This window comes from Acinetobacter sp. Z1 (assembly GCF_024296945.1).
Taxonomy (GTDB): Bacteria; Pseudomonadota; Gammaproteobacteria; order Pseudomonadales; family Moraxellaceae; genus Acinetobacter; species Acinetobacter beijerinckii.
The window spans coordinates 3525885-3551532 of record NZ_CP101115.1 but is presented as its reverse complement, the minus strand read 5'-3'; the positions used below and the strand labels follow the sequence as shown (position 1 = coordinate 3551532).

Annotated in this window: 23 protein-coding genes and 1 pseudogene; 11 read left to right on the top strand and 13 right to left on the bottom strand. The window is 38.5% G+C overall.

Annotation, left to right across the window (positions count from 1 at the left end):
• Window positions 1–179: 179 nt before the first annotated feature.
• The gene (gene guaD / locus NGC85_RS16845; RefSeq protein WP_254804432.1) at window positions 180–1496 is read right to left on the bottom strand and encodes a guanine deaminase; all 1317 of its coding nucleotides are present in this window, start codon (window positions 1494–1496) and stop codon (window positions 180–182) included.
• Window positions 1497–1694: 198 nt separating this feature from the next.
• On the opposite strand from guaD, the gene NGC85_RS16840 reads away from it, so the two are divergent.
• Window positions 1695–2249 (top strand): hypothetical protein, encoded by a 555-nt coding sequence (locus NGC85_RS16840; protein ID WP_254804431.1) that lies wholly within the window; start codon window positions 1695–1697, stop codon window positions 2247–2249.
• A gap of 140 nt (window positions 2250–2389) precedes the next feature.
• On the opposite strand, the gene NGC85_RS16835 is transcribed toward NGC85_RS16840, so the two are convergent.
• Window positions 2390–3343: a TerC family protein gene (locus NGC85_RS16835; RefSeq protein WP_254804430.1), complete on the bottom strand. Its 954-nt coding sequence runs from the start codon at window positions 3341–3343 to the stop codon at window positions 2390–2392.
• 393 nt (window positions 3344–3736) lie between these two features.
• Between NGC85_RS16835 and NGC85_RS16830 the strand changes: the two are divergent.
• Window positions 3737–4928 (top strand): annotated as a pseudogene (locus NGC85_RS16830) (low temperature requirement protein A).
• 60 nt (window positions 4929–4988) lie between these two features.
• Here the strand turns inward: NGC85_RS16830 and NGC85_RS16825 are convergent.
• Window positions 4989–5903 (bottom strand): LysR family transcriptional regulator, encoded by a 915-nt coding sequence (locus NGC85_RS16825; RefSeq protein ID WP_005055389.1) that lies wholly within the window; start codon window positions 5901–5903, stop codon window positions 4989–4991.
• A 106-nt stretch (window positions 5904–6009) separates the two neighbouring features.
• Between NGC85_RS16825 and NGC85_RS16820 the strand changes: the two genes are divergently transcribed.
• The 4 genes from NGC85_RS16820 to NGC85_RS16805 are packed head-to-tail and all read left to right on the top strand — an operon-like array spanning window position 6010 to window position 9832.
• Window positions 6010–7239 (top strand): acyl-CoA dehydrogenase family protein, encoded by a 1230-nt coding sequence (locus NGC85_RS16820; protein WP_254804429.1) that lies wholly within the window; start codon window positions 6010–6012, stop codon window positions 7237–7239.
• A 13-nt stretch (window positions 7240–7252) separates the two neighbouring features.
• Complete coding sequence (locus tag NGC85_RS16815) at window positions 7253–8374, top strand: phosphotransferase family protein (protein WP_254804428.1); 1122 nt, start codon at window positions 7253–7255, stop codon at window positions 8372–8374.
• Window positions 8371–9069: a histidine phosphatase family protein gene (locus NGC85_RS16810; RefSeq protein WP_254804427.1), complete on the top strand. Its 699-nt coding sequence runs from the start codon at window positions 8371–8373 to the stop codon at window positions 9067–9069. The genes NGC85_RS16815 and NGC85_RS16810 overlap by 4 nt, the downstream gene beginning before the upstream one ends.
• 19 nt (window positions 9070–9088) lie before the next feature.
• The gene (locus NGC85_RS16805; protein ID WP_254804426.1) at window positions 9089–9832 is read left to right on the top strand and encodes an SDR family oxidoreductase; all 744 of its coding nucleotides are present in this window, start codon (window positions 9089–9091) and stop codon (window positions 9830–9832) included.
• Window positions 9833–10078: 246 nt separating this feature from the next.
• On the opposite strand, the gene mpl is transcribed toward NGC85_RS16805, so the two are convergent.
• Window positions 10079–11440, bottom strand: a complete 1362-nt coding sequence (mpl, locus tag NGC85_RS16800; protein ID WP_254805631.1) for a UDP-N-acetylmuramate:L-alanyl-gamma-D-glutamyl-meso-diaminopimelate ligase — start codon at window positions 11438–11440, stop codon at window positions 10079–10081.
• 136 nt (window positions 11441–11576) lie between these two features.
• Window positions 11577–12104, bottom strand: a complete 528-nt coding sequence (locus NGC85_RS16795; protein WP_254804425.1) for a hypothetical protein — start codon at window positions 12102–12104, stop codon at window positions 11577–11579.
• An 80-nt stretch (window positions 12105–12184) separates the two neighbouring features.
• On the opposite strand from NGC85_RS16795, the gene NGC85_RS16790 reads away from it, so the two are divergent.
• The 4 genes from NGC85_RS16790 to NGC85_RS16775 all read left to right on the top strand — a co-directional run bounded on the left by NGC85_RS16790 (window position 12185) and on the right by NGC85_RS16775 (window position 16039).
• A complete protein-coding gene (locus NGC85_RS16790) occupies window positions 12185–12535 on the top strand; it encodes a DMT family protein (protein WP_005055396.1) in 351 nt (116 codons plus the stop codon).
• A gap of 135 nt (window positions 12536–12670) precedes the next feature.
• On the top strand, window positions 12671–13183 hold the full coding sequence (purE, locus tag NGC85_RS16785; protein WP_005055397.1) for a 5-(carboxyamino)imidazole ribonucleotide mutase: 513 nt from the start codon (window positions 12671–12673) through the stop codon (window positions 13181–13183).
• An 11-nt stretch (window positions 13184–13194) separates the two neighbouring features.
• The gene (locus tag NGC85_RS16780) at window positions 13195–14316 is read left to right on the top strand and encodes a 5-(carboxyamino)imidazole ribonucleotide synthase (RefSeq protein ID WP_254804424.1); all 1122 of its coding nucleotides are present in this window, start codon (window positions 13195–13197) and stop codon (window positions 14314–14316) included.
• Between the two features lie 427 nt (window positions 14317–14743).
• Window positions 14744–16039 carry a lytic murein transglycosylase gene (locus NGC85_RS16775; protein ID WP_254804423.1) on the top strand — a complete coding sequence of 432 codons (1296 nt, stop codon included), beginning with the start codon at window positions 14744–14746 and terminating at the stop codon, window positions 16037–16039.
• Window positions 16040–16089: 50 nt separating this feature from the next.
• Here NGC85_RS16775 and NGC85_RS16770 read toward each other — a convergent pair whose 3' ends face one another.
• The 5 genes from NGC85_RS16770 to NGC85_RS16750 form a co-directional block, all read right to left on the bottom strand.
• Complete coding sequence (locus NGC85_RS16770; protein ID WP_254804422.1) at window positions 16090–16473, bottom strand: hypothetical protein; 384 nt, start codon at window positions 16471–16473, stop codon at window positions 16090–16092.
• A 121-nt stretch (window positions 16474–16594) separates the two neighbouring features.
• The gene (locus tag NGC85_RS16765) at window positions 16595–17500 is read right to left on the bottom strand and encodes a matrixin family metalloprotease (protein WP_254804421.1); all 906 of its coding nucleotides are present in this window, start codon (window positions 17498–17500) and stop codon (window positions 16595–16597) included.
• A gap of 359 nt (window positions 17501–17859) precedes the next feature.
• Window positions 17860–18771 carry a matrixin family metalloprotease gene (locus tag NGC85_RS16760; protein WP_254804420.1) on the bottom strand — a complete coding sequence of 304 codons (912 nt, stop codon included), beginning with the start codon at window positions 18769–18771 and terminating at the stop codon, window positions 17860–17862.
• 382 nt (window positions 18772–19153) lie between these two features.
• On the bottom strand, window positions 19154–20053 hold the full coding sequence (locus NGC85_RS16755) for a matrixin family metalloprotease (RefSeq protein WP_254804419.1): 900 nt from the start codon (window positions 20051–20053) through the stop codon (window positions 19154–19156).
• The gene (locus tag NGC85_RS16750; protein ID WP_254804418.1) at window positions 20050–20466 is read right to left on the bottom strand and encodes a hypothetical protein; all 417 of its coding nucleotides are present in this window, start codon (window positions 20464–20466) and stop codon (window positions 20050–20052) included. The genes NGC85_RS16755 and NGC85_RS16750 overlap by 4 nt, the downstream gene beginning before the upstream one ends.
• Before the next feature lie 193 nt (window positions 20467–20659).
• Here NGC85_RS16750 and NGC85_RS16745 point away from each other — a divergent pair, with 193 nt between their 5' ends.
• On the top strand, window positions 20660–21544 hold the full coding sequence (locus NGC85_RS16745; protein ID WP_254804417.1) for an MBL fold metallo-hydrolase: 885 nt from the start codon (window positions 20660–20662) through the stop codon (window positions 21542–21544).
• Window positions 21545–21830: 286 nt separating this feature from the next.
• On the opposite strand, the gene dnaK is transcribed toward NGC85_RS16745, so the two are convergent.
• From dnaK to NGC85_RS16730, 3 genes are all read right to left on the bottom strand, one after another.
• Window positions 21831–23771 carry a molecular chaperone DnaK gene (gene dnaK / locus NGC85_RS16740; protein WP_005055410.1) on the bottom strand — a complete coding sequence of 647 codons (1941 nt, stop codon included), beginning with the start codon at window positions 23769–23771 and terminating at the stop codon, window positions 21831–21833.
• Window positions 23772–23957: 186 nt separating this feature from the next.
• Window positions 23958–24503 carry a nucleotide exchange factor GrpE gene (grpE, locus tag NGC85_RS16735; RefSeq protein ID WP_254804416.1) on the bottom strand — a complete coding sequence of 182 codons (546 nt, stop codon included), beginning with the start codon at window positions 24501–24503 and terminating at the stop codon, window positions 23958–23960.
• A 160-nt stretch (window positions 24504–24663) separates the two neighbouring features.
• Window positions 24664–25557: a LysR family transcriptional regulator gene (locus tag NGC85_RS16730; RefSeq protein ID WP_254804415.1), complete on the bottom strand. Its 894-nt coding sequence runs from the start codon at window positions 25555–25557 to the stop codon at window positions 24664–24666.
• Between the last annotated feature and the right edge of the window lie 91 nt (window positions 25558–25648).

Below are 25648 nucleotides of genomic sequence, written 5' to 3'. Positions count from 1 at the left end.
GACCTGCAACACCTCGAAATCTTGAGTTAATGTGAGAATTTTAAAACAAAATTAACTTTCATGCATCTTTTGATGTTGAAGAATATGTATCCTTTTGAGCAGAAGAGCTATCTCGTCTCAATAAGATGGCACAACCAACCATCAACATTAATAATCCAACTTTTTGTTTATAGGATGTTTTAGTTTTGACTATAGGCTTTTTGTCCATAGATATAGGTTGCCTCGATATTACGGTCATCGCCCATAGTAAACAGCGCAAATAAGCTGTCATCAATTGATTTAGAGCGTGACTGACGTAGTTGTTGTAAAGCCGTTGCTTGCAGATTCAGCACGACAAAATCAGCTTCTTTACCGATATTGAAATTGCCGAGCTTATCATCGAGATCAAGTGCTTTTGCACCACCTAAGGTTGCATGATACAGCGACTCAAAAGCAGAGAGTTTATCACCTTGTAACTGCTGTACTTTATAGGCTTCATTGACGGTTTGTAATAAGCTAAATGAAGTCCCTGCCCCAATATCTGTACCCAAACCAACTTTGACTTGTTGTTGCCATGTTTTATTGAGAGGGAATAAACCACTACCTAAAAACAGGTTCGACGTTGGGCAAAAAGCAATTGCAGAGTCAGTCTCATGCAAGCATTTCCATTCTGCATCTTCTAAATGTACGCAATGCGCGAATACCGAACGCTGACCAGTTAAGCCATAATGATGATAGACATCGAGATAGCCTTTCTGCGCTGGGAATAAATCTTTAACCCATGCGATTTCATCTTTATTTTCACTTAAATGGGTGTGTACATAAACATCAGGAAACTCAGCTTTCAACTGCCCTGCTTTTTCAAGCTGCTCTGGTGTCGAGGTCGGTGCAAAACGTGGGGTAATCGCATAAAGAGCACGCCCTTGACCATGCCACTTTTCAATCAGTGCTTTAGAGTCTTCATAGGCACTGTCTGCTGTGTCACACAAGGCTTCGGGTGCATGACGATCCATCATCACCTTACCCGCGATTAAACGCATCTGGTGCTGTGCTGCGGCTTCAAATAAGGCATCAACAGATTCAGCATGCACCGTACAGAATACCAATGCTGTGGTCGTGCCATTTTTGAGCAGTTCTTGCACAAAGAATTGCGCAATTTCTGTCGCATATGCTTTGTCTTTGAACTGGATTTCAGTTGGAAAAGTATAAGTATTGAGCCAACTCAATAATTGTTCACCATAAGCACCGACCATTTCGGTTTGTGGAAAGTGAATGTGCGTGTCAATCATGCCAGGGATGATCAATTGTTCTGGATAATGTTGGATTTCAACATCTGTAGGAAGATGATCTTGAGCGGTATCCCAAGTGCCAAACCAGCGAATTTTGCCTTGTTCAGTGATTAGCACGCCATCTTCGATATAACGAACTTGGTCGGCAATTTCAGTAGCTTGAGAAACGGTTTTTTGAATATCTAAGAAGCGACCACGAATGACCGTGATGGGAGTAGCCAAAGTCATAACAACCTACAATCTTTTTCGAATGATTATACCTGACTTTGTGAAACTTACTGGACTATTCGCCTAATTTTAGCGTTTAAAGCGTGTATAAATATGAGTAATTATTTGAGTCGATTCATTTTGATTGAAAATTAGTATGAATAATTTATCGACAGTAAATGTCTTTGTTGAAAATAATACCGCAAAAGGAGATTGGTCATGTCAAAAATTCATCTTGCAATAAATCATGGCTTTAAAAAGTTTAAGAATAGTTCTGTTTTAATTGAGGAAATGAAAAAGCAAATTCAAACCATGTGGATATTATTCGCTTATACCGATGATCAAGGAGATCCAATGCAAAGTTTTGCTCTGATTGAGGTCATTATAGATGATATCAGTATCCCTAAAAATGAAAGGATTTTAACTTACCATTCAGATGATTTTTTATCTGAGGAGTTTATTGCATTTGATGAAGATAATGACGAGATTCTTTATTATCAGATTCTTGAAGATGAACAGTTTGATGTCAAGGGATTAGAGTTTTTTAAATGGGAGTGTGATGAAAAATTTGATGGGAAAATTCTATACTTTCGAGTTCCAATAACAAAAATGGATAAGATAAAGCAGGAGGTTTTTTTGGGATGGACTGATTTTGAAAACAATCCTCAGAATCTTGAGTTATACACCGCTAGTCTTAGTCAGTTAGTTGATGTGAACGAGCATACCATTAAGGATATTTATTTTTCTTACGTACCTTTCTTGAGCTTAGAATAACTGAGTCTAGTGTTAAAAAAATAAAATTTAGCTTCTTTTAAATGATTTTGGCTGAAAGATTTTTTGAATATAAAACGATTCGTAATCAATACATAAACAAAAAGGGCCTTCATTTGAAGACCCTTTGAAGCTGTTTAATATTATTGAGCTTGGCGTTTGTTATGACGTATAGAGAGATAAGCAGTGATGCTCAATACCAGTACGATAAAGCCGAGTGAAATCCAAATTGGCATGTGGAATACATCGAGCAATAACATTTTCGCACCGATAAACAATAAAATGATGCCTAAGCCATACGGTAAGTAATGCATTTTAGATGCAGCACCTGCAAGAAGGAAGAACATTGCACGTAAACCTAAGATCGCCATTAAGTTTGCTGTTAAAACAATAAATGGATCAGTGGTTACCGCAAAAATTGCAGGAATTGAATCGACCGCAAAAATGACATCCGACACTTCCACCAAGATTAAGACCAAGAATAGTGGTGTTGCCCAAAGCAGACCATTTTGACGGACAAAGAAACTATTACCATGTAATTGCGGTGTGATTCGCATGTGTTTGCGTAACCATTTCAGCAAACTGTTGTCTTCGATATTGGTTTCTTCTTCTTGACCTTTTAGGAATTTGAAACCTGTATAAACGAGGAATGCACCAAAGATATAGAGAATCCAAGAGAATTCTTGAACGAACCAAGCACCGATAAAAATGAAGATCGTTCTTAAAACAATTGCACCAAGTACACCATAAAGTAGAATTTTACGTTGCAAAGAAGGTGGAATTGCAAAAGCTGCGAAAATCATCAACCAAACGAAGACATTATCGATCGCTAGAGACTTCTCAAGTAAATAGCCTGCGAAGTATTCCATGGTTTTTTGATTGGCGATGTTGGCGCCCAGTGTCTGTTGTAGGTAGAGCCATAAACCTCCACCAAATAATACTGCTACAGTGACCCATGCAATACTCCAATAAGCTGCTTGCTTAATTGGGACATTTTGGTCTTGTTTTTGTTTAAAACCTAAAAAGTCGATGAGTAGCATGACTGTTACCATGCCAAAGAATACGACATACAGCCATAAGTTACCGATAGTTTCCATCACAACTCCCTATCTGGCAAATGGACATAAAAAAACCTCGACCAGTTGCCAGATGATTAATAAAACATCTGTTTCAACATGATCAAGGTCTTGCCTACATCACAAATAATCGTGATGCCCAGAGTCCGACTTTTTGCAAAGTGTAATGACGATACGCTGGCGCCTAAGTATTTAAACTACTTAGATTTAAGGAGGCTACTCCCCTTGTCAAACTAATTTTGTATGGACGCTGACATCCAAATATGTTCATAGAATTACATAATTTATGCATTTGTGCAAATTTTGAATGAATAAATTTTCAACAATATTTTATTATGCTTGGTGTTGCCCTTTCATTCTAAAGAATTGTCTTAGCAATAATGATGAACAAAATACAGCGTAGAGAAAAAACATATGAGTGCTGAAAAACTTCACCACATAATATTAAAGGCCTTTGCCCCCCGAAATCCTCAAGAATCACATCGTGCTGCTACACCCTTAGAGCTTTGATTTGGTTTTTGTTGTCGCCATTGCGACAGCAGGTCAACAACTGCATCATGCTATGATTGAAGGTCATTTATGGCATGCGTTACCGACCTACTTTATGGTGTTTTTTGCACTTTGGTGGGCGTGGATGAACTTTTCTTGGTTTGCTTCAGCCTACGACAATGATGATGCCCTTTATCGGTGTTTGACTTTCGTGCAAATGGTTGGGTCTTTAGTGATGGCAGCAGGTATTCCTGCGGTATTCCAGCAGCATAATTTTGACATGATCATTATAGGCTACGTCATTATGCGTTTGGCTTTAGTGATCCAATGGATTCGTGTTGCCAAACATGATCCTTTACGGAAAGTGACAGCTTATCGTTATGCCATTGGCATTGTTTTGGTTCAATTAGCTTGGTTGATTAGTAATTTTACTTCGATTCATCTCGGTCCATTGATATTTCTACTACTGGTGATATTTGAATTGGCAGTACCGTTGTATGCAGAAAAACATGCGGCGACGCCTTGGCATCCTCATCATATTGTTGAACGTTATGGCTTGTTGACGATTATTGTATTAGGTGAGTCGATTATTGGATGTTTTGCTGCTACTCAAGATGCATTTTCGAATCAAGTATTGAACGTTGAGGAAATTTTTCTGATTGTGGGTGGGCTATTGATGATGTTTGCGATGTGGTGGGTTTATTTTGATCGTAGCCATCACCACCATCAACGCCGTGGTGTACAACCATTTTTATGGGGTTATGGACACTTTCTCATTTTTATTAGTATTGCTGTGTTAGGGGCTGCATTAGCAGCTGCGGTCGATGTTTCAACTAAACATGCAGAAATTTCAGCTCAAATGATGGGTTTAATTATTACCGCAAGTTTGGTTGTTTATAGCACCTGCGTATGGCTATTTTATGAAGCGTTTTATTTAAAGGGATGGAAACGTTGGATTTATCCAATCACGGTTTTTGTTCTGTTGTGTATCCCATTTATCTTTAATCAGATTGGACACATTGTGTTTGCGATGGCGATTGTCTACATCCTTCGTCTTTTGTTGACTAAAGCATTTTTGATGAATTGTGATGATGAGCAAAGCATCGCAACACATTAAGCTTCCTTTCCATTTGAACTACCACCAAGTTTGGCGTTTTAATACGCTAACTTGGTAGGCTCAAAAAATTTTCAAAATTTCATTTCGAAGAAACTGATGGCGAGGATTCTGTCTGACGTGTTCGTGCCAATACATACCCATTTTAATTTTAGGAAGCTCGATGGGTAACTGATGTATTTTTAAATCTTGCGCATAATGCAGATGTTTTAAAATACTATGAGGAATGGTGAGAATCGCCTTGGGATACTGAGCCAAGACTTGTAAGGCTGTGGAATAGTGCTGACAGCGCATAAAAATTTGTCGAGAAAGTTGTTGTCGATTGAGATAAATATCTTCAAGCAATAATCCTGTTCGCCGAGAGGACACACCGATATGTGGTGAGGATAAATAGAGCGATAAATCCATCTCTGTTTGAAGTGTACACGCCACAAAATGATCTTCAATCAAGTTTTCAAACTGTAAATTTTCTTGATAGGGTTGTACTAGATCAATCACAAAATCAATTTGTTGCGCTGAAAGATCAGCCAGCATATTTTTTCGATCAAGTTTGGAACTCAAAAACTGAATATCGAGATTGAGTTGACTAAAGTGATGCACTAATTGAGGAAAAATAATGGGTTCAATTTCATCATGAATTGCGATTTTCAAGCTTTTCAGCATGCTAGGATCAAAGTCGTGTTGTGGAATCGCAATATTTTGAATCGTTGATAACGCCGTTTGAATCGGTTGATAAATTTGTTCGGCAAAAGGTGTGGGAAGCATTTTTTGCCCACTGCGCACAAATAATTCATCTTTAAGTTGCAAACGCAAACGTTGTAAAGCATGACTGACCGCAGATTGACTAATACAAAGTAATTGAGCGGCTTTAGAAATGCTTTTTTGCTCAAAAATCGCAATAAAAAGTGGATACAGATTGATATCAATACGATGGAAGTTACCCACTTCCAATGGGTTTATATTATGAACCTGATTCATAGTATTGAATAAAATAAAATCATTTCATTCATAATAAGTTTCCGCTTAAGGTGATGTAAAGCAGCGAATTCAGTTTCGCCACATATTTACCTTGAGGGAAATGATGATGTTTGCATTAACTGAACGTGCACAGGATTTTATCGCGCGAACACAAGCTTTTATTCAACAAGAAATAGAACCGATTGAAAAAGTATTTTGGGATGAAGTGCATCAACTCAATGTCGATGGTGACTGGACCAAATGGCAGTGGCCAGCTCAACTCGAACAGCTCAAAACCAAAGCCAAAGCAGCAGGCTTATGGAATATGTTCTTGCCTGATACTGAACTGGGTGCAGGTTTATCGGTACAGGAATATGCACAGATTGCTGAATTGACAGGACATAGTCTGCTTGCTCCGACAGTATTTAACTGCAATGCACCTGACAGCGGCAATATGGAATTGCTATGGCGTTATGGAAGTCATGATCAAAAACGACAATGGTTGCAACCACTACTGAATGGTGAGATTCGGTCTGTATTCTGCATGACTGAACCTGCGGTCGCGTCGAGCGATGCGACTAATATGCAAGCCACGGCAGTGATTGAGGGTGATGAAATTGTTCTGAATGGGCGTAAATGGTGGTCATCTGGATTGGGTGATCCGAATGCCAAAATCATTATTTTTATGGCTTATACGCCAGACCCCAACAAAGATCGTCATCATCAACACTCAATGGTATTGGTACCGATCGACACGCAAGGCGTAACGATTGAACGGATGTTGCCTGTTTTTGGTGATTACGATGCACCGCATGGACATGGACAGGTCAGTTTTGACAATGTGCGTGTACCTGTGAGCAACTTTATTGGTGGTGCGGGTCAAGGATTTGAAATTGCTCAAGGGCGTTTAGGGCCTGGTCGTATTCATCACTGTATGCGTTGTATCGGTGCAGCGGAAAAAGCGTTAGAACTCATGATTGATCGTGGCATGTCACGCAAGGCATTTGGTAAAGAAATCCTTAAACTTGGCGGCAATTTAGAACGTGTCGCGGAAGCCCGTGTGCAGATCGATCAAGCTCGCTTATTAACGCTGTATGCTGCTTATAAGATGGATACCTTAGGCAATATGGCAGCACTCACTGAAATTTCTGCAATCAAAGTCGTTGCACCGACTGTATTGCAAAACGTCGTTGATATGGCGATCCAAATTCACGGTGGTGAAGGTGTGTCACGCGATACGCCACTGACAGCATTTTTCAATCAAGCACGTAGTTTACGTTTAGCTGACGGACCTGATGAAGTGCATAAGGGCATGATTGCTAAATTAGAATTGAAAAAACGTGGCTATGGTCGTTAATAAGGATAATAAAATGACAATGATTGATATCGGCGGTCAGGTTCGTCACGGTGAAGAATTGGATATTTCCGCTGTTGAAAAGTGGTTAAAGGATCAAGGTGTTGAACTGCAAGGTCAAGCACAAGTCACTCAATACTCAGGGGGGGCTTCGAATTGGACCTATCGTTTGCAATACGACAATCAAGATTTAATCCTACGACGTCCACCGAAAGGTACTAAAGCCAAATCAGCGCATGATATGGCTCGTGAATACAATGTGCAGAAGCATCTAGCACCGTTCTACCCTGTCTTGCCTGAAATGGTTGCATTGTGTCAGGACGAGCACATAATCGGCTGTGACTTCTATGTCATGAAGCGGATTGAAGGCATCATTCCGCGAGCTAATTTACCCAAAGAATTACAATTGGATCAATCACAAGTTCAACAGTTGTGTCTGAATGTTTTGGATAAATTAATTGAATTGCATCAAGTGCCATATCAAGGTACAGAACTGGAAAAACTGGGTAAAGGCGAAGGCTATTGCCGTCGTCAAGTTGAAGGTTGGGATGCACGTTATAGTAGAGCGCTTACGCCAAATGTACCTGATTTTAGCTTTGTGCGGGAATGGCTACAGCAACATATTCCAGCGGATTCTAAAACTTGCGTGATTCATAATGATTGGCGTTTTGATAATGTCATTTTAGATCCGCAACAACCAACGACAGTGATCGGAGTGCTGGACTGGGAAATGGCGACTATTGGCGATCCGCTCATGGATTTAGGCAGTGCTCTCGCCTACTGGATTCAAGAAGATGACGATACTTTGATGAAGTCTAGTCGTCGTCAACCAACCAATTTACTAGGCATGCTGACACGTCAACAGGTGGTGGACTACTATTTGGAAAAAACAGGCATGCAACCTGCCAATTGGGCATTTTATGAAGTGTTTGGTTTGTTCCGTTTGGCGGTGATTGCGCAACAGATTTATTATCGTTATTACCATCAGCAAACCGATAATCCAGCCTTTAAGGATTTCTGGATCATGATTCATGCCTTACATATTCGGGCACTAAAATTAATTGCACAAGACAATGCTGAAGCACAGCAGTTAATTCCTGAATATGGGGTAAAATTACAGGATATTTTAAAACGATGACCACTATCTATTTGGTACGACATGGGCAGGCATCATTTGGTGCGGCGAGTTATGATCAGCTTTCAGCCAAAGGTGAACAACAGGCGCAGGTAGTGGGTGATTTTTTTAAACATACCTTGAAAGAACGTCCTTTGGTGCTTGCAGGATCAATGCAGCGGCATCAGCAAACAGCACAATTAGCATTGGCTCAAAGTCTTGATGAAGCACCAATTCATACAGAGTCGGCTTGGAATGAGTTTGATCATCAACAAGTATTTGCCAAATATGATGAACGTTTTAATCAACCTGAGTTATTGAAGCAGGATGCTGAGTTAATTGCCAATCCACGTGCTTATCTTGCCAAAATCTTTGATGGCGCGATTGAACGCTGGATAGGAGAGCAATATGACCATGAATATCATGAGACATGGTTAGGCTTTCAAACACGTGTAGAAGGTGCTTTACATGATTTATGTCAGCACATTAATGCCACACAACCCCGTCAGGCGGTGGTGTTTAGTTCAGGTGGTGTGATTTCTGTGGCGGTTGGCAAGGTTCTAGGTTTGAATGCCAAACAGATTTTTGCACTGAATTGGTCGATTGCCAATGCCAGTATCACCACATTGCGTTGGACAGATGGTCGTTTGCAATTACTCAGTTTTAATGAGCATCATTATTTGAAAGCCCGTGATGCTGAACTCTTAACATGGATATAAATAAGAATAGGTGAAGGAAATGACAAAGACGATTTTAATTACAGGTGCAAGTTCAGGTTTAGGCGCTGGGATGGCACGTGAATTTGCAGCCAAAGGATACAATTTGGCATTGTGCGCACGCCGTTTAGATCGTTTGGAATCCTTACAGCAAGAATTGCAAAACCAATTTGCAATTCAGGTCAAAATCAAAAGTCTTGATGTGACCCATTACGATGATGTTTTTACGGTTTTTAAAGCTTTTCAGCAGGAATTTGGGACAATTGACCGAATTATTGTCAATGCAGGTGTAGGTGATGGTCGTCGTATTGGTAACGGGCATTTTGAAGTAAATCGTGCCACAGCGGAAACCAACTTTATTTCAGCATTAGCACAGTGCGAAGCAGCAGTTGAAATCTTCAGAGCGCAAAACAAAGGTCATTTGGTGGTGATCTCCTCAATGAGTGCAATGCGTGGTTTACCGAAGCATTTGTCGACCTATGCTGCGAGTAAAGCAGCAGTGGCACATTTAGCGGAAGGCATTCGTGCAGAGTTGTTGTATACGCCAATTAAAGTTTCAACCATTTTCCCCGGCTATATTCGTACTGAAATGAACGAAGGTGCGAAAAAACTACCGTTTGAAGTGGATGAAAAGACAGGTTGCAAGGCGTTGGTGAAAGCGATTGAGAAGGAATCAGTAAAGGCTTATGTTCCGCAGTGGCCCTGGTTGCCAATGGGCATAGCAATGAAGATTTTGCCTTTAAAGTTTGTGAATAAACTGAGTTAATTGCTATTCAAAATAGATTGGAGATATCTCTATTTGGAAAGTTTGACAGCCTCATACAGGCTGAATCATTGACCTGTTTGGATATAGGCGTTTCCTTACTTTTCAAAGATGAAAAGTAACAAAAATCTTTTGTTGAGCAGAGGGTACATCCATGTAACCCCTGCTCAACTGGCGGCATCCATGCCGCCTGTCACGATAGTGAATACCGTGACAAAATTAGGTTATGAAAATAGGCTACTGGCTAAATTACGACAAAGCCGTAATTAACTTTTGGTGTAACCCACCAAAACCACCATTGGACATGATCACCACAGCATCGCCCTCACCTGCTTCATTGACCACACGTGCAATAATATCATCCAAAGAGCGGCTGACTTCAGCCTTGTTTGAAGATGCGGAGATTACAGGTTGTAAATCCCAGTCTAAACCTTCTGGTTGATACCAAATCACTTCATCCGCTAAACGTGCAGAGTGAGCCAAACCATCTTTATGGCTGCCCATACGCATAGTGTTAGAACGTGGTTCAATGATTGCCCAAAGTTTACGTTCACCAAGACGTTTACGTGCGCCGTCGAGTGTAGTTTCAATCGCTGTTGGATGATGGGCAAAGTCATCATAGACTTCGATGCCACGAACCGTTCCCAAAAGCTCCATACGGCGCTTTACACCACCAAAGTTAGATAATGCTTCACAGGCTTGCTCAAGGCTGACACCGACATGCTGAGCAGCAGCAATCGTTGCCAAAGCATTGGCTACACTATGCTGTCCTGTCATATTCCATTTTACTTCCCCGATAGCTTTGCCATTTTCAAGGACTTTAAAATGACTACCATCGGCACTGATCAGTTCAGCAGATAAAGCGGCTTGGTCATTTGGCTCAAGACTGGTACGAAGCACAGGTGTCCAGCAACCCTGTTCCAAGACTTCATCAATATTGCTTTCAGTAATTGGTGCAATAATACGACCTTCACTTGGAATGGTGCGCACTAAATGATGGAATTGTTTTTGAATTGCAGCAAGGTCATCAAAAATGTCTGCATGGTCAAATTCAAGGTTATTTAAAATCGCGGTCTTTGGATGGTAATGAACAAACTTAGAACGTTTATCGAAGAACGCAGAATCATATTCATCTGCTTCAACACAGAAGTATTTTCCGCCACCTAAACGTGCGCTTTCACTAAATCCGAGCGGTACACCACCAATTAAGAAACCTGGATTTAAACCTGCTTGATCTAGTACCCAAGCCAACATCGTAGTCGTCGTTGTTTTACCATGTGTACCCGCTACACCTAGGACATGTTTACCTTGTAGCACATGATCAGCTAAGAATTGTGGGCCAGAAATATAAGGTAAACCTTCATTTAGCATATATTCAATCGCATCAATACCACGTTTCATTGCGTTGCCGACGATGACAAGATCAGGATGTGGTTGCATATGGCTACGATCATAGCCTTGCATCAACTCAATACCTGCATTTTCGAGTTGCGTTGACATCGGTGGATAAACATTGGCATCTGAACCTGTGACTTTATGTCCTAAATCTCGTGCTAATAGAGCCAAAGACCCCATAAATGTGCCACAAATACCCAAAATATGCAGATGCATCATGCTTCTCTCTTTATCCAATCACGCAATAAACGTGTGTAATGCAATTAAAAATTTGCTTGAAAAGATAGCAAGGCTGTTATGGAAAAGATAGTCAAAATTCGTTGTTGTTTACTTAAAATTAAAGCCAGAAATGTTAAGATTTCAACGTTACCGTTGCAAAAAAATAGACACTATCCTCTTCACCGTTTTGCATAAATTTAACAACTTTATTTATTGGAAATATAAAACTTTCACCATCTGTAAGAACAGCAGCAACTTCAATTGAATGGGCTTTGTCTTTAAAAAACTCAGGATTTATTTCTTTAGCTGTCTCATAGTCGACCCAATACCATTTTTTATTTTTATCATTTTTTCTTATAACCTCGCCAACATACGCCCCTGTGCGTAAAATGGTCTTAAATCTTTGATCATCTGAAATTTGATCTACATTGGTCTTTCTTAAATCAGATAAATAAGTATCAATCAGTTTTAAGCTTTCAATAGAATAGTCTAGTTTTTTAGGGTTTAAAGTCTCAAACTTATATACAGGGTCATTTTTTTCACTATAAAACATATCTGCTAAATCAGATAGCGCCTCATTTTGATTGTCGAGATCTATTTCAATAGAATGACTTACAGTCATTGAGAAACATAAAATAGTCGTAAAAAATAATTTTTTCATAGCATTCTTAATTTTTTCAAACTCTATCCAAAAACTGATTTTAATATAAAATTATTGCAAAATTTTTAGAGTAAATATAATTGAGCCCTACTCTTTTAGCGCTGTGTTTATTGATTATTTCCAATTGTTTTATGACTTTGGCTTGGTATGGTCATTTAAAATATTTGCATAACGCCCCAATTTGGCAAGCGATCTTATTGAGTTGGTGTATTGCATTATTGGAATATAGTTTCATGATTCCAGCAACGAAGTTATTCAGTCAACATGGTTGGAGCTTGGGGCAAATGAAAATTACCCAAGAAGTTGTGACGCTGATCGTTTTTGTTCCTTTTATGCTCTTCATGTTTAAACAACCCTTTAAGTTAGATTATGTCTGGGCAATGCTTTGCTTATTAGGTTGTGTCTATTTTGTTTTTCGTAATCAGAGTTAATATTTCTTCTTTTAGTTAAAACGTTCTGTAGTTGGGGATGCTTGAAAAAAACGCTATAATATTTTCCAATTTATTCCTTTGTGTTTGGCTTAAGTCGGCACACTCTTCTATTTTTATCATGTTTTGGAAAAGCCAATGAATGCGGTCGCAACAGATAGCCAACCTTTAGTCGGGATTATCATGGGTTCTCAATCAGATTGGGCAACGCTTGAACATACCGCTAACATGCTCAAACAATTGGGTGTGCCTTTTGAAGCTGAAGTGGTTTCTGCGCATCGTACCCCAGATCGTTTATTTGAATATGCTGAAACTGCACGAGATCGCGGTATCCAAGTGATTATTGCGGGTGCTGGCGGTGCTGCACATTTACCAGGAATGTGCGCAGCAAAAACAGATTTACCAGTACTTGGCGTTCCTGTTAAATCTTCAATTTTAAATGGTGTCGATTCATTGCTTTCTATTGTACAGATGCCAGCAGGTATCGCCGTAGGAACATTGGCGATTGGTCAAGCTGGTGCAACCAATGCAGCGATTATGGCAGCGCAAATTCTCGGTTTAACCCGCCCAGAGATCGCAAAAAACGTTGCGGATTTCCGTACGGCACAAACTGAAAAGGTGTCGAGTAAAAATATTCCTGGTCAAGTGTAACGAGGTTGATCATGAATAAAACCATCGGTATTTTTGGTGGCGGACAGTTGGGGCGTATGATGGCTCAAGCTGCTTTACCGCTTAATATTCAATGTACCTTTTTCGAAGCAGAAACAGATTGCCCTGCAGCTATTCTAGGTCCTGTGTTTTCAAGTAAAAATGAGCATGCATTGCAAGATTTCATTGCAAGTGCAGATGTATTTAGCCTTGAATTTGAGAATACGCCTGTTGCTGATGTAGATGTTTTGACTCAAACAAAAACACTACACCCTCCTCGCCTCGCTTTGGCAACTGCACAAAATCGCTTAGCTGAAAAAAGCTTATTTGATGAATTGAATATTCCTGTTGCGCCGTATCGTGCTGTTGATAGCTTAGACAGCTTAAAACAAGCAGTTGTTGAGCTTGGATTGCCTATTGTCTTAAAAACTGTAACAGGTGGCTATGATGGCAAAGGTCAGTTCGTGTTACGTACGGAAGATCAAATCGACACGGCTTGGGCTGAGCTCGGTCCTGCGAAAAGCTTGATTGCAGAAAGTTTTGTCAAATTCAGCCGTGAAGTTTCGATTATCGCGGTACGTGGACAAAACGGTGATGTAAGAACTTGGGCATTGGCAGAAAACCATCATCATCATGGCATCTTGTCACATTCGATTGTGCCTGCGCCAAATAGCGTTGATTTACAGCCTGTTGCACAAGACTATATTACCCGTTTGTTGAATCACTTAAATTATGTGGGCGTACTCACGCTAGAATTGTTCGTGACCGAGCAAGGGCTTTATGCTAATGAAATGGCGTGTCGCGTACACAACTCAGGACATTGGTCGATTGAAGGTGCGATTTGTTCGCAATTTGAGAATCATATTCGTGCAGTTGCAGGCTTACCACTTGGTGCAACGGATGTTGTTCGTCCAACAGTAATGATCAATATTATTGGTCAACATCCGAAATCAGAAGATGTTTTGGCGCTCAAGGGTGCGCATTTACATCTTTATAATAAGTCTGAGCGTACTGGTCGTAAGTTAGGACATATTACTTTGATGCCTAACAATTCGGACGATTTAACAGATTTGTGCCGTCAATTGGCTCAAGTTTTACCAGTACCATTAGCCTTAACGGCTGATATGAATATCTAAGTTATCCACAGTAACTTTAAAAGCGATCTTAGGATCGCTTTTTTTATTGCAGATTAATTTTAAATTTAAACTTTTAAATTTAAAACAAGACAAACACTGGTTGTGGATAAATTATTTTAGATTCTGAATTTAAAATAAAGATAGTTATTTGAATTTAAAAGCACATAGGTGCGGCTTTGTGCTTTTAAATTCAAAAATACTGCCGAGTTTTTAAATTTAAAATGATTGGTTGGCTGTGCTTTTGAATTTAAATGATCGCTTGTTGATAACTTTCATGTTGAAAAATTTGCGTAAATTATGAATTTAAAGGGGTAATTTGAATTTAAAACTTGCGGAATGAATTCAAAGTTACGTTTCCAAACTATACATCTGTTAAGAGCATGCTAATGTGGATAGGAAATTTAAATTCAAAATTTTTGGTTTAATCATGAAACGTCATTTTTCTTTTTTTCTAGGCACTGCCTTATTTACTTTTTTCAATCAGGCGCATGCTGAGCTTGTGATTAATGGTGCAACGATCTCGACACCAACTACTACAGCTTCAGTAACCAGTAATTATACGCCAAACTCAAACTTTCAAGGTTGTATCGCTAATTTACGTTCGCAAGCAATTGCATCAGGTGTCTCTGGTTCGAGTTATGATCGCTATACTCAAAATCTAACGCCTGATTATTCTGTAATTGATAAATTAAATTATCAACCTGAATTTTCCACACCAATTTGGGATTATTTATCTGGATTAGTTGATGAAGAAAGAGTAAACGCTGGAAAGCAAAAGCTCGCTCAACATCGTGATGTATTAAGAAGAGTAGAGCAGGCTTACGGTGTTCCGGCTGAAACTGTTGTTGCTGTTTGGGGTGTCGAAAGCAATTATGGTGATATTTCGGGTAAATATCCTTTATTACAAGCGTTAGGCACTTTAAGTTGTGAAGGTCGCCGCCAAAGTTATTTCCGTGGTGAGTTTTTTGCCACCATGCGTATTTTACAACGTGGTGATCTAACGCAAGATCAACTTTATGGGTCTTGGGCTGGCGCTTTCGGTCATACTCAGTTTATGCCTTCGACTTATGAGCGTTTAGCCGTTGACTTTGATGGTGATGGTCGCCGTGATTTGGTTTCGAGTACTACAGATGCCTTAGCTTCGACAGCGAATTTCTTAAAGCGAGCAGGGTGGCAGACAGGTATGCCGTGGGGCTTTGAAGTGAAAATCCCAGCAGGGATGTCGATTTCTGGTGAAAGCCGCCGTAATAAAAAACCACTGAATAGTTGGATTGCGCAAGGTGTGACCCGTGCAGATGGTACAGCTTTAATTCAAGGTAATCTTTCAGGTAGTACATCGGCAGGATTAATTTCTCCAGCGGGTGCCAATGGTCCATTGTTCTTGGTGTTCAAAAACTTTGACGCGATATACAGCTACAACGCTGCGGAAAGTTATGGTTTGGCAATTGCCCATTTATCCGATCGTTTACGTGGTGGAACACCATTTTTAATTGCTTGGCCGACCGATGATGCAGGTACATCTCGTGCAGAGCGTCGTGAAATTCAACAGTTTTTAGTGCAGCGTGGCTATGATATTGGTGCAGTCGATGGATTAATTGGAGACAAGAGTCGTCAAGCTATTCGTCAAGAACAAACAAGACTTGGCTTAAACCCAACTGGACGTGCAGGGCAGCAGATATTACGAGCCTTTCGTCAAGAAATGGCAAAACAAATGATGCAATAACTTATTTATCAATCTTTTAAAAAAAGGTCTACTAAAAGTAGACCTTTTTCTTATGGTTCAACATCTAATTTCACAGCTTCTAAAATATCAAAAATTACCGCGGTCACATCTTGACTTAAATCACGATCATTAAAAATTTCATAAGCTGTAATTGTGACGTCAGTATCACTCGGCAATTGTTTTTGTTCTTCTTCTACCAAATGTTCAATCGGCAACAATGTTTGTTTTACTTCGATATGTAGAATCTCATCATGAGTCACATTTTCATCTTCAAGTTCAACTTCTTGTTCATTGAAGTAGGGAATCAGAATTGAGTGGAGATAAGGGCTAATATCCTGAATATTCAGAATTTCAACATCACGAGTTTGTTCAATCGTACTGATGTGGTCGTTCACTTCAATGAGGATATGATAGTAACTCATGTTGATCTCCATTAAGACTAAGATGATGTTTTATCAACACAATAGCATGAATAAATCCAAATAATCGACTCATAGTTAATATCTTGTGTGAAAACATAAAATTAGTAAAATAAGGCTCAAGATTTAAATCATTCTATTGTGAAAAACCCAATAGTTTTAAATCGGTATCTGTTAATTTAAAGTCTTTTGCATCCTGCTCTTTAATACGGGGATACATCAGTGATTTTGGGTCTTGTGTATGTTTTAACCCTAAAGCATGACCAAATTCATGAGCTAAAGTCAGTCGCAAATCATCGATTGATGAAAATTCATAGATAAAAATTTGGTTATCTTTAAATTGACCTTTGTGTAAAACTACTGGTTTAAAGGTTTGATTAAATTGAGCTACAGCATCCGCTAACTCTTGATGACGTTGATCAAAAGCTTTCATTTGCTGATCAAGTTGCTGTTTTTTTTGATTATATTCTTGATTTTTTTTTTGTATATCAACTGACTGATTTTCTAGATGCTGTCTGAGTTTTTCTATCTTTGCTAATTCAGCAGTATTCTTTTTGCTTGTGTTTAGTTTAGATAATTGCTGTTCATAATTTTCATGATCAACTTGATATTGAATTTTCTGCAACTCCAATTGGGTGGCAGTTTGAGTCAGATCCGCTTTGAACTCTTGAATTTGTTCATTTTGATTTAACCAAACTTGCTTATTTTGCTCCAGTTGGCTCAGATTTTCCGAACGTTTCATACTACGAACTTGGCGTTGATCAAAAACAATATTGATCACAAATTTTGCATTTGGATCATAAGAAAAATATTTTTGTCCCGTATCTTTTTCCCAAATAGCGGCTGCTTGTTTACTCAAATCAATGACATCTTGTTTGCTGATATTTAGTCGAGGATCTACGTTGGCAATCCGATAATGCAGGGGATTTGCGGTGCTATAGCGTATTTGACTCTGAAAAGTATTTGACGAAACTTGAGCGAAAGTATACGTCGTTGCCAGCATGGAAAAACACGAAGCAAAAAGCATAAAAAAAGAACGCATTGTTGGGAGATGAAACTTGAAAAAGGCTGTATTTTAATCAGTTGTTTTTAGTAGTCAAGCTGATGAATATAGTATCAAAACATCAATTTTAAGAATATTTCTGAAAATATAGGATAAAAAATCAATAAGAAATGATTAAAATTAATTTAATAAAAAATAAATATATGTGTGTATGTTAATCAAAATAAAAGTGATAACAAATATTTAGTTTTAATAAAATAAATAATTAAGAAATTAAAATAATGTGAAATAAAAAATAATTTTTTATGCATAAATCACGTAATTTTATTGTTATAAATAACAAAAAATATACTTTTTGGTAAATTCTGTAAATACAGTCGGATCTTTCATGCTCACCGTTATTTGATGGATTGAACCAATTCTCGATCAGCGACTGCCAGCTCAAATTGATTTAAATTTTGTTTTTGGATTACTGGATACATGATCGATGTCGGGTCATCTGTATGCTCTAAACCTAAAGCATGACCAAATTCATGAGCTAATGTTAAACGTAAATCATCTTTTGATGAAAATTCATAAATATCAATTTGTTTAGAGTTGAAATTACCCTTGTGAAATAAGCGGGGTTGAAAGACTTGATTAAATTGGCTCGCGTTAAGTACTAATTTTTGATTGTTTTGATTTAATTTATTAATTTCTTGATTCAATTGCTGAGTTTTTTGATTATGTAGTTGAACCTCTTGTTGTAGAGCAATCGATTGTTGTTGTAAGTTTTTTTGGCGCTGTGATAATTGCTCAGCAGCACTTTTGGATGAAGACTTCAATTGATTGAAGAGTTGGGCTTCAGCATTATATTTTTGAAATTCAGCTGCAAGACGTGTCTGTTTAGTTGCGATTAATGCTGTTGATTTTTGAATTTCATCTCTAAATTGTTGCAACTGCTGATTTTGCTTTTCCCAATGGGATTGATCTAGTTTCAGCTGATTTAATTCTTGTAGACGTTCAAGGCTTCTTTGTTGGCGATCATCAAAAACAAGATTAATTGTGAACTCAGCTTGAGGGTCATATATAAAGTTTTTTTTACCCGTTTCTCGTTCCCAAATTTCAGCAGCTTGTTGTGTTAATTCTATAATTTGCTGTTTCGTGAGTTTAAAGCGTGAATCGATATCAGCAATTCGATAATGCAAAGGCGTTTTTATGGATTCATGCTGATGAGTGCTCGCATTGTGTAAATTATTTTGTGCGAAACTTAGAGTAGGCAGGCAAGTACATAAATATGCCATGATGATGGCTAAAGATTGATAGCGCATGATCTAAATTCCCCCAAGTAAAGACTTATTTTTCATCATTATTTTGAGGACGTCAAAATGCTATCTAGTTAATAAATAAAGGTAAAAATTGTGACTTTTTCCCAATAATTAAAAAATTGAATCGAACAATTAGCATTCTTTAAAATAAAAAAATATGGTAATTTTTTGATCTAAAGTGCAAAAATATCAAGGTATTAAATCAATATCATGCGTAAATCGCTGAAATGATAGGCTGAAAACTCCAAACTGTTAACTTTTGTAAAGTTTTTTAAAAATTGAAAAGTTTTTTACTTTTTAGTTAAAAATCGCCCAATTGTGACGTTTATCGTCCATCTAAATTGAGTCATTTTTTGAGTCATAACGAGATAAGCATTTGCTTTGATTATCTTACTGATAAAAGCGAGCGGTCAGCTTGGGTTAAACGGAAATGTGCAGTATCCTGATCTTTCATTATTGGATGCATCAGTGCTTGTGGATCATCACTGTGTTCTAGACCCAAAGCATGACCTAGCTCATGCGCAATCGTTAATCGTAAATCATCCGTTGATTCAAACTCATAAATTAATATTTCTTTGCCATTAAATAAGCCTTTATGAAATAAATGAGGTTTAAAACGTTGCTTGTATTGCTGCACGGATGCATCTAATTGTTGGTTAAGAGCGTTAAGTTCATCTACTTTTTGATTTAACTGATTAATCCTTTGATTATATTGGTTTATCTCTTGTCTCACTAATTCAATATTCGTTTGTAGTAGTTGTTGTCTTTGTTGAAAATATACAGAGGAAGCTTGACTTTGTTGAGCGGAGAGTCGCTCTTGATTGTATTGCTGAATTTGTTGATTAAGTTGCTGTTGTTTTAAATCCAGAAATTGCTTACTACGGATAACCTCTTGTTCAATTTGATCTAATTGCTGTTTTTTATCTTTCCATACCTGTTGATTGGCTTCGAGTTGAGTTATATGTTCTCGACGTTGTTCACTTTCTTGTTGCCGCTCATCATAAATCAGACGAATTGCAAGCTGGGCATTCGGATCATAAACAAAATAATCTTGACCTGTACCATCTTTCCAAATTTGTGTCGCTTGTTGACTAATCTCTTGTACTTGTTCAATACTGAGTTTAAAGCGAGGATCAACATCAGCGATTCGATAACGTAAACGATGATCGAATGGATGTATGATTCGATCGAGCAAAGCATTAAATTTAAGTTGAGGATGTTGTCGAGTTTGATAACCAGACCATAAGATGAAAACGACGATGACAATAACAATGATTCGATTCATTTAATACTTTTTTGGAATAAGTGTTGGTAAAGACTAGGTACAATTAAAATGCCCCAAAGCAGAGTAGTGAGAATACCTCCTAGCTCATAAAAAATTGCGCCGAAACCAGACATGAATGTCCAAGAAAAACTAGGTAATAGATAAATGAGTAAGAGGGGAAAAAAGCTATAAACATAGAGCTTTCTTGCCCATTCTTTGAATGTAAATAAACCGATTAATCCAGCAAATAAGCCAATCAAAAGAATACAGGTAATGACTAATTCCCAGTTTTGCGGATCTATTGATAAAGCCTCATTGATCCAAATAGACCTTTCATCATATGCATCAAATATGCTGCCAATAATGCCGAAGACTAAAGAAGAAATAAGCATCAATCTAAATTTTATTTTTGTGATAATCGGGTCGGTTTTCATTTTTTATAGCGTAATGTTTTAATGTTCTGGATTATACATACAATATTTTAGCTGTATCAAATTGATATCTTTGAATTGGCTCAGTTGAATCTATTTTAATGCGAGGGATTACTTGTCAACAATGCCTACAGCTGCCATATTTAAGGTACTGAAATAGAAAAATTACCGATAAATAAAATGCAAAGGACGTTGCATGCTGAAATATTTACTTAAAGCACCTGATTCAACTTGGGTTGCCTCTTCGCCAGCTAAGGCAAAAGCTGAAAATTTAAAAATCAAATATTTGGGGACAGCAGGATTTATTGTTTCTGATCAGCATCGTACGATCGTACTTGATCCTTTTATCAGCCGCCCAACCTTAACTCAAACATTTACTCAACCTTTATTAAGTGATCCAGAATTAGTTAGACAATATATACCAAGCGCAGATGATGTATTGATTGGGCATGCTCATTATGATCATATTTTAGATGCACCAGAGGTATGTAAACAAACAGGGGCACGTTTAATTGGTTCTCAAGCAACCTTAATGTATGGACGATCAGCAGGTTTGCTGGAATCGCAAATGCTTGAAACGAAGGGACGAGAAGTCATTGATTGTGGTAAGTGGCAAGTTGTTGGTTTGCCATCCATTCATGGTAAGGCTTTATTTGGGCGAGTACCATTACCAGGTGATATGACCACACCACCACCATATCCACCAAAGTTTCATCATTTACGGCATGGGCAGGTATTCAATTGGTGGATTGATACAGGCAAACTTAAAGTCGTTCATATTGATTCTGCTGACTTTATTGAACAGGAGTTGCAGGGTAAGCAGGCAGATATTGTTTGTTTATGTGCGATTGGGCGTAAATACCGTCCTAACTATGTCAAAGATGTGGTGCGACTACTAAAACCTAAATACATTATTCCATGTCATTGGGATAGCATGGTCACGCCGATTGATGCACCACCACATTTATTACCTGGGGTGAATATTCCTGAATTTCTTGATGAAATAAAAGCTTGTGGGGTAGTTCCTTTGTTTATGCCGATTTTGGGTGAACTGTATTTCGATCAATCTAAATCTACCTAATAATTACTTTCTATAAATAAGATTTAATTCATTTATCAAAGTCACAGCCTCAAATTTTGTGTAAAGTTTAAATGTTTTGCGCAGGCAAGATTCTACTTTGTTTTTGGACAAAGTAGACAAAACCATTTGTTGGGCTGACAGTAGTACATCCATATTACCGTAGCCCAACAGGGCGGCTTCCATGCCGCCTCTACTGTAGCTAAAACTAATTTGAATTTAAGTATGGATATAAAAATTTAATGCAAAAAAACCGCGCTTTCGCGCGGTCTTTTTTTAAAGAGACAAATTATTTTTTGTCGTCTTTTACTTCTGTGAACTCAGCATCTACAACGCCATCGTCCGCTTTCTGTTGACCTGCATCACCACCTTGGAATGCATTTGGATCAAAACCTTCTGCGCCGCCAGCACCTTGTGCTTGTTCATAAGCACGTTGCGTGATTGGCATTAAGATGTTTTGTAAAGCTTCAGTTTTCGCTTTGATGTCTTCAACATCATTTTCTTTGGTTGCTGCTTCAAGCTCAGAAACCGCAGTAGCGATAGCAGTTTTTTCATCTTCAGTTACTTTGTCACCAAGATCTTTAACTGCTTTATTCGAGCTAGACACAAGAGCATCTGCTTCGTTACGAGCTTTCGCTAACTCTTCAAACTTACGGTCTTCTTCAGCATTCGCTTCAGCATCTTTGATCATTGCTTCGATTTCAGCATCAGACAAACCTGAGTTTGCTTTAATCTGGATTGATTGCTCTTTACCAGTGCTCTTATCTTTAGCTGATACTTTCAAGATACCATCAGCGTTGATGTCGAACGATACTTCAATTTGCGGTACGCCACGTGGAGCAGGTGGGATATCGCCTAATTGGAAGTTACCCAACAATTTGTTTTGTTGAGCCATTTTACGTTCACCTTGGTAAACCGAAATATCTACAGCAGGCTGGTTGTCAGCAGCAGTAGAGAACACTTGTGATTTCTTCGCAGGAATCGTGGTGTTTTTCTCAATGATCGGAGTTAATACACCGCCCATTGTTTCGATACCTAAAGTTAACGGTGTTACGTCTAATAAAAGTACGTCAGTTTTGTCACCAGACAACACCGCACCTTGAATTGCTGCGCCAATCGCAACTGCTTCGTCAGGGTTCACGTCTTTACGTGGCTCTTTACCGAAGAATTCTTGTACTTTCTGTTGAACCATTGGCATACGAGACTGGCCGCCCACCAAGATCACGTCAGAGATGTCAGAAGTCGAAAGACCAGCATCTTTAAGCGCGATACGACAAGGTTCAATGGTACGAGCAACTAAGTCAGCAACTAAACCTTCAAGTTTTGCACGTGTTACGTTGATCACTAAGTGTTTAGGACCAGTCGCATCAGCAGTGATGTATGGAAGGTTGATTTCAGTTGCATTTGATGAAGAAAGCTCGATTTTTGCTTTTTCAGCAGCTTCTTTCAAACGTTGTAACGCAAGTGGATCATTTTTCAAGTTCACACTTTGTTCTTTCTTAAATTCTTCAACCAAGAATTCAATTAAAGCGTTATCAAAGTCTTCACCACCAAGGAAAGTATCACCATTTGTTGATAACACTTCGATTTGTTGGTCGCCATCAAGGTCAGCGATTTCAATGATTGATACGTCAAACGTACCGCCACCTAAGTCGTAAACCGCGATTTTACGATCGCCTTCTTTTTTGTCCATACCGAACGCAAGTGCAGCAGCAGTTGGTTCGTTGATGATACGTTTAACATCAAGACCTGCAATTTTACCTGCATCTTTAGTTGCTTGACGTTGTGCATCATTAAAATAAGCAGGAACAGTAATTACTGCTTCAGTTACTGTTTCACCTAAATAGTCTTCTGCAGTTTTTTTCATCTTTTTCAAGATTTCAGCAGAGATCTGTTGAGGTGCAAGTTTTTTATCGTTTACTTCAACCCAAGCATCGCCATTGTCTGCTTTGATGATTTTGTAAGGTACAAGACCGATGTCTTTTTGTACCGCTTGATCTTCGTAGCGACGACCAATTAAACGCTTGATTGCGAATAATGTATTTTTTGGGTTAGTTACCGCTTGGCGTTTCGCGCTTTGACCAACAAGGATCTCGCCATCTTTATAAGCGATGATCGATGGAGTAGTACGTGTGCCTTCAGCATTTTCGATTACTTTTACTTTATCGCCTTCAAGTACAGCAACACATGAGTTGGTAGTACCTAAGTCAATACCAATAATTTTTGCCATTTGGGATGTTCCTCTAAAATTTTGTGAATCCCCAATTTCTCCAGTGACAAAGGGGAGAATCAAAAGGGGATTTTCTTGTTATTCGATATGAGAGTTAATCGGTTTTTTTCAAGCATTTTTGTGAAAAAAAATCAAAAAACTCTCAAATTTCCACATTTTTGAGCAAATAAATGCTTTGCTCGCAGATTATTGACCTACCATTACCATCGCTGGACGAAGTAAACGACCATTCAAGGTATAACCTTTCTGTAAAACAGTACCGATTTGGTTCGCTTGAGCATTTGGATCGATACCAACTGCTTGATGTAAATCCGCATTGAAACCATTTTGGGTATCTGCTTCGACGACACCAAATTTTTCCAGTGTGGTGAGTAGCGATTTCAAAGTGAGCTTAATTCCTTCAAGTACAGGCGTTTCTTCTTCACCCGCAGCTTGAATGGCACGTTCTAAATTGTCGACAGAATCTAATAATTCTTTGGCAAATTTTTCCAGCACAGTTTCTTTATGCTTTTCAGATTCACGTTGAATGCGTTCGACACTTTTTTGTGCTTCATAAACCGCATTGGCAGTACGTGCTTTTTCGAGCTTTAAGCTCTCTTCGAGTTTGGTGATTTGCGCTTGTAAATCTTCAACGCTAAGCTCGTTTGCTTGCTCTACACCTTCAGCTTGAGTTTGTTCAGTTTGTTGCTCATTTTGAATGTCTTGAGCTTGCTCATTGTGCTCATTAGCCATTGATGATCTCCGTTGAAAAAAGTTCTTAAACATGTACAGTCCTTTTTGCAGTGAATGCTCATAGGGTCAAACCCGAACTGCCACATCTTGGTCATTTATAGATAAGGATGAGGTATGGGCAAGGCGACAAAATTCAAGCGTTCAGATCCATTTAAATCTTTTAATTTTGCTGATTTAAGTAAAAATTTAAGTTTTCGATCACAAAAGCAATAAATTCTTGGGTTATTTTAGGTAAATGTTGTCTAGAAGCATATACCAATGACAAGGTCAGATCGGGCGCCGAAAAATCGGTAAACACCTGATGTAAATGTTGTTGAGCGATATCCTTACGCACTAATAAAGTGGGCAACATGGCAATGCCTTCTGCTTTAAGACACATTTGATAAAGTGCAATCACATCATTACTTTTAAACGTAACATTTAATGGATAATTCTGTGGTTGCTGATCTGTATCAAACAAAGTCCAATACTGATTATGGGTATGGTGCGCGATACACTCATGTTGAATCAGTTGGCTTGGATGTGACAGGGGAGTGTGGTCTTGTAAATAATGTGGATGGGCGCAAAAAGTCGATTCGATTTGGCAGACAGGACGAGCAATCAGCCCATCGGCAACTTTCTGTGTGATTCTGAGCGCAAGATCAACCTGAGCATCTATGAGATCTACTGTATTTTCAGTTAAATAAACATCAAAGTGGATATGTGGATAGAGTTTTTTAAATTGTTTAATACATTCATTCACACCAAGCTGAAATAAAAACAAACCACAGGTAAAACGAATCGTACCACTCTGTTGTTCGGGCGCAGCTAAACCTTCTAATAATTGTTGCTGTTGTAAAATATTTTCACAATAAACCAGTGCTTTCTCACCCGCAGGGGTGAGTGAAACTTTGCGCGTGTTACGTTGGAAAAGTCGAGTCGAGAAAGTATGTTCAAGATGATCTAAATAGCGAGAGACCATTGCTTTGGAATAGTCTAAATGTTCAGCTGCCTTGCTCAGATTGCCTTGTTGAGCAATACAGACAAAGACTTGAATGGCTTTTAAAGTATCCATGTTGATAGTTATTGTTGCAAAATATGCAACATTTTATCTTAATTTAGAGTGTTTATTTGGCAAAAATTGCAACGTAAAGTATCTTCTATCA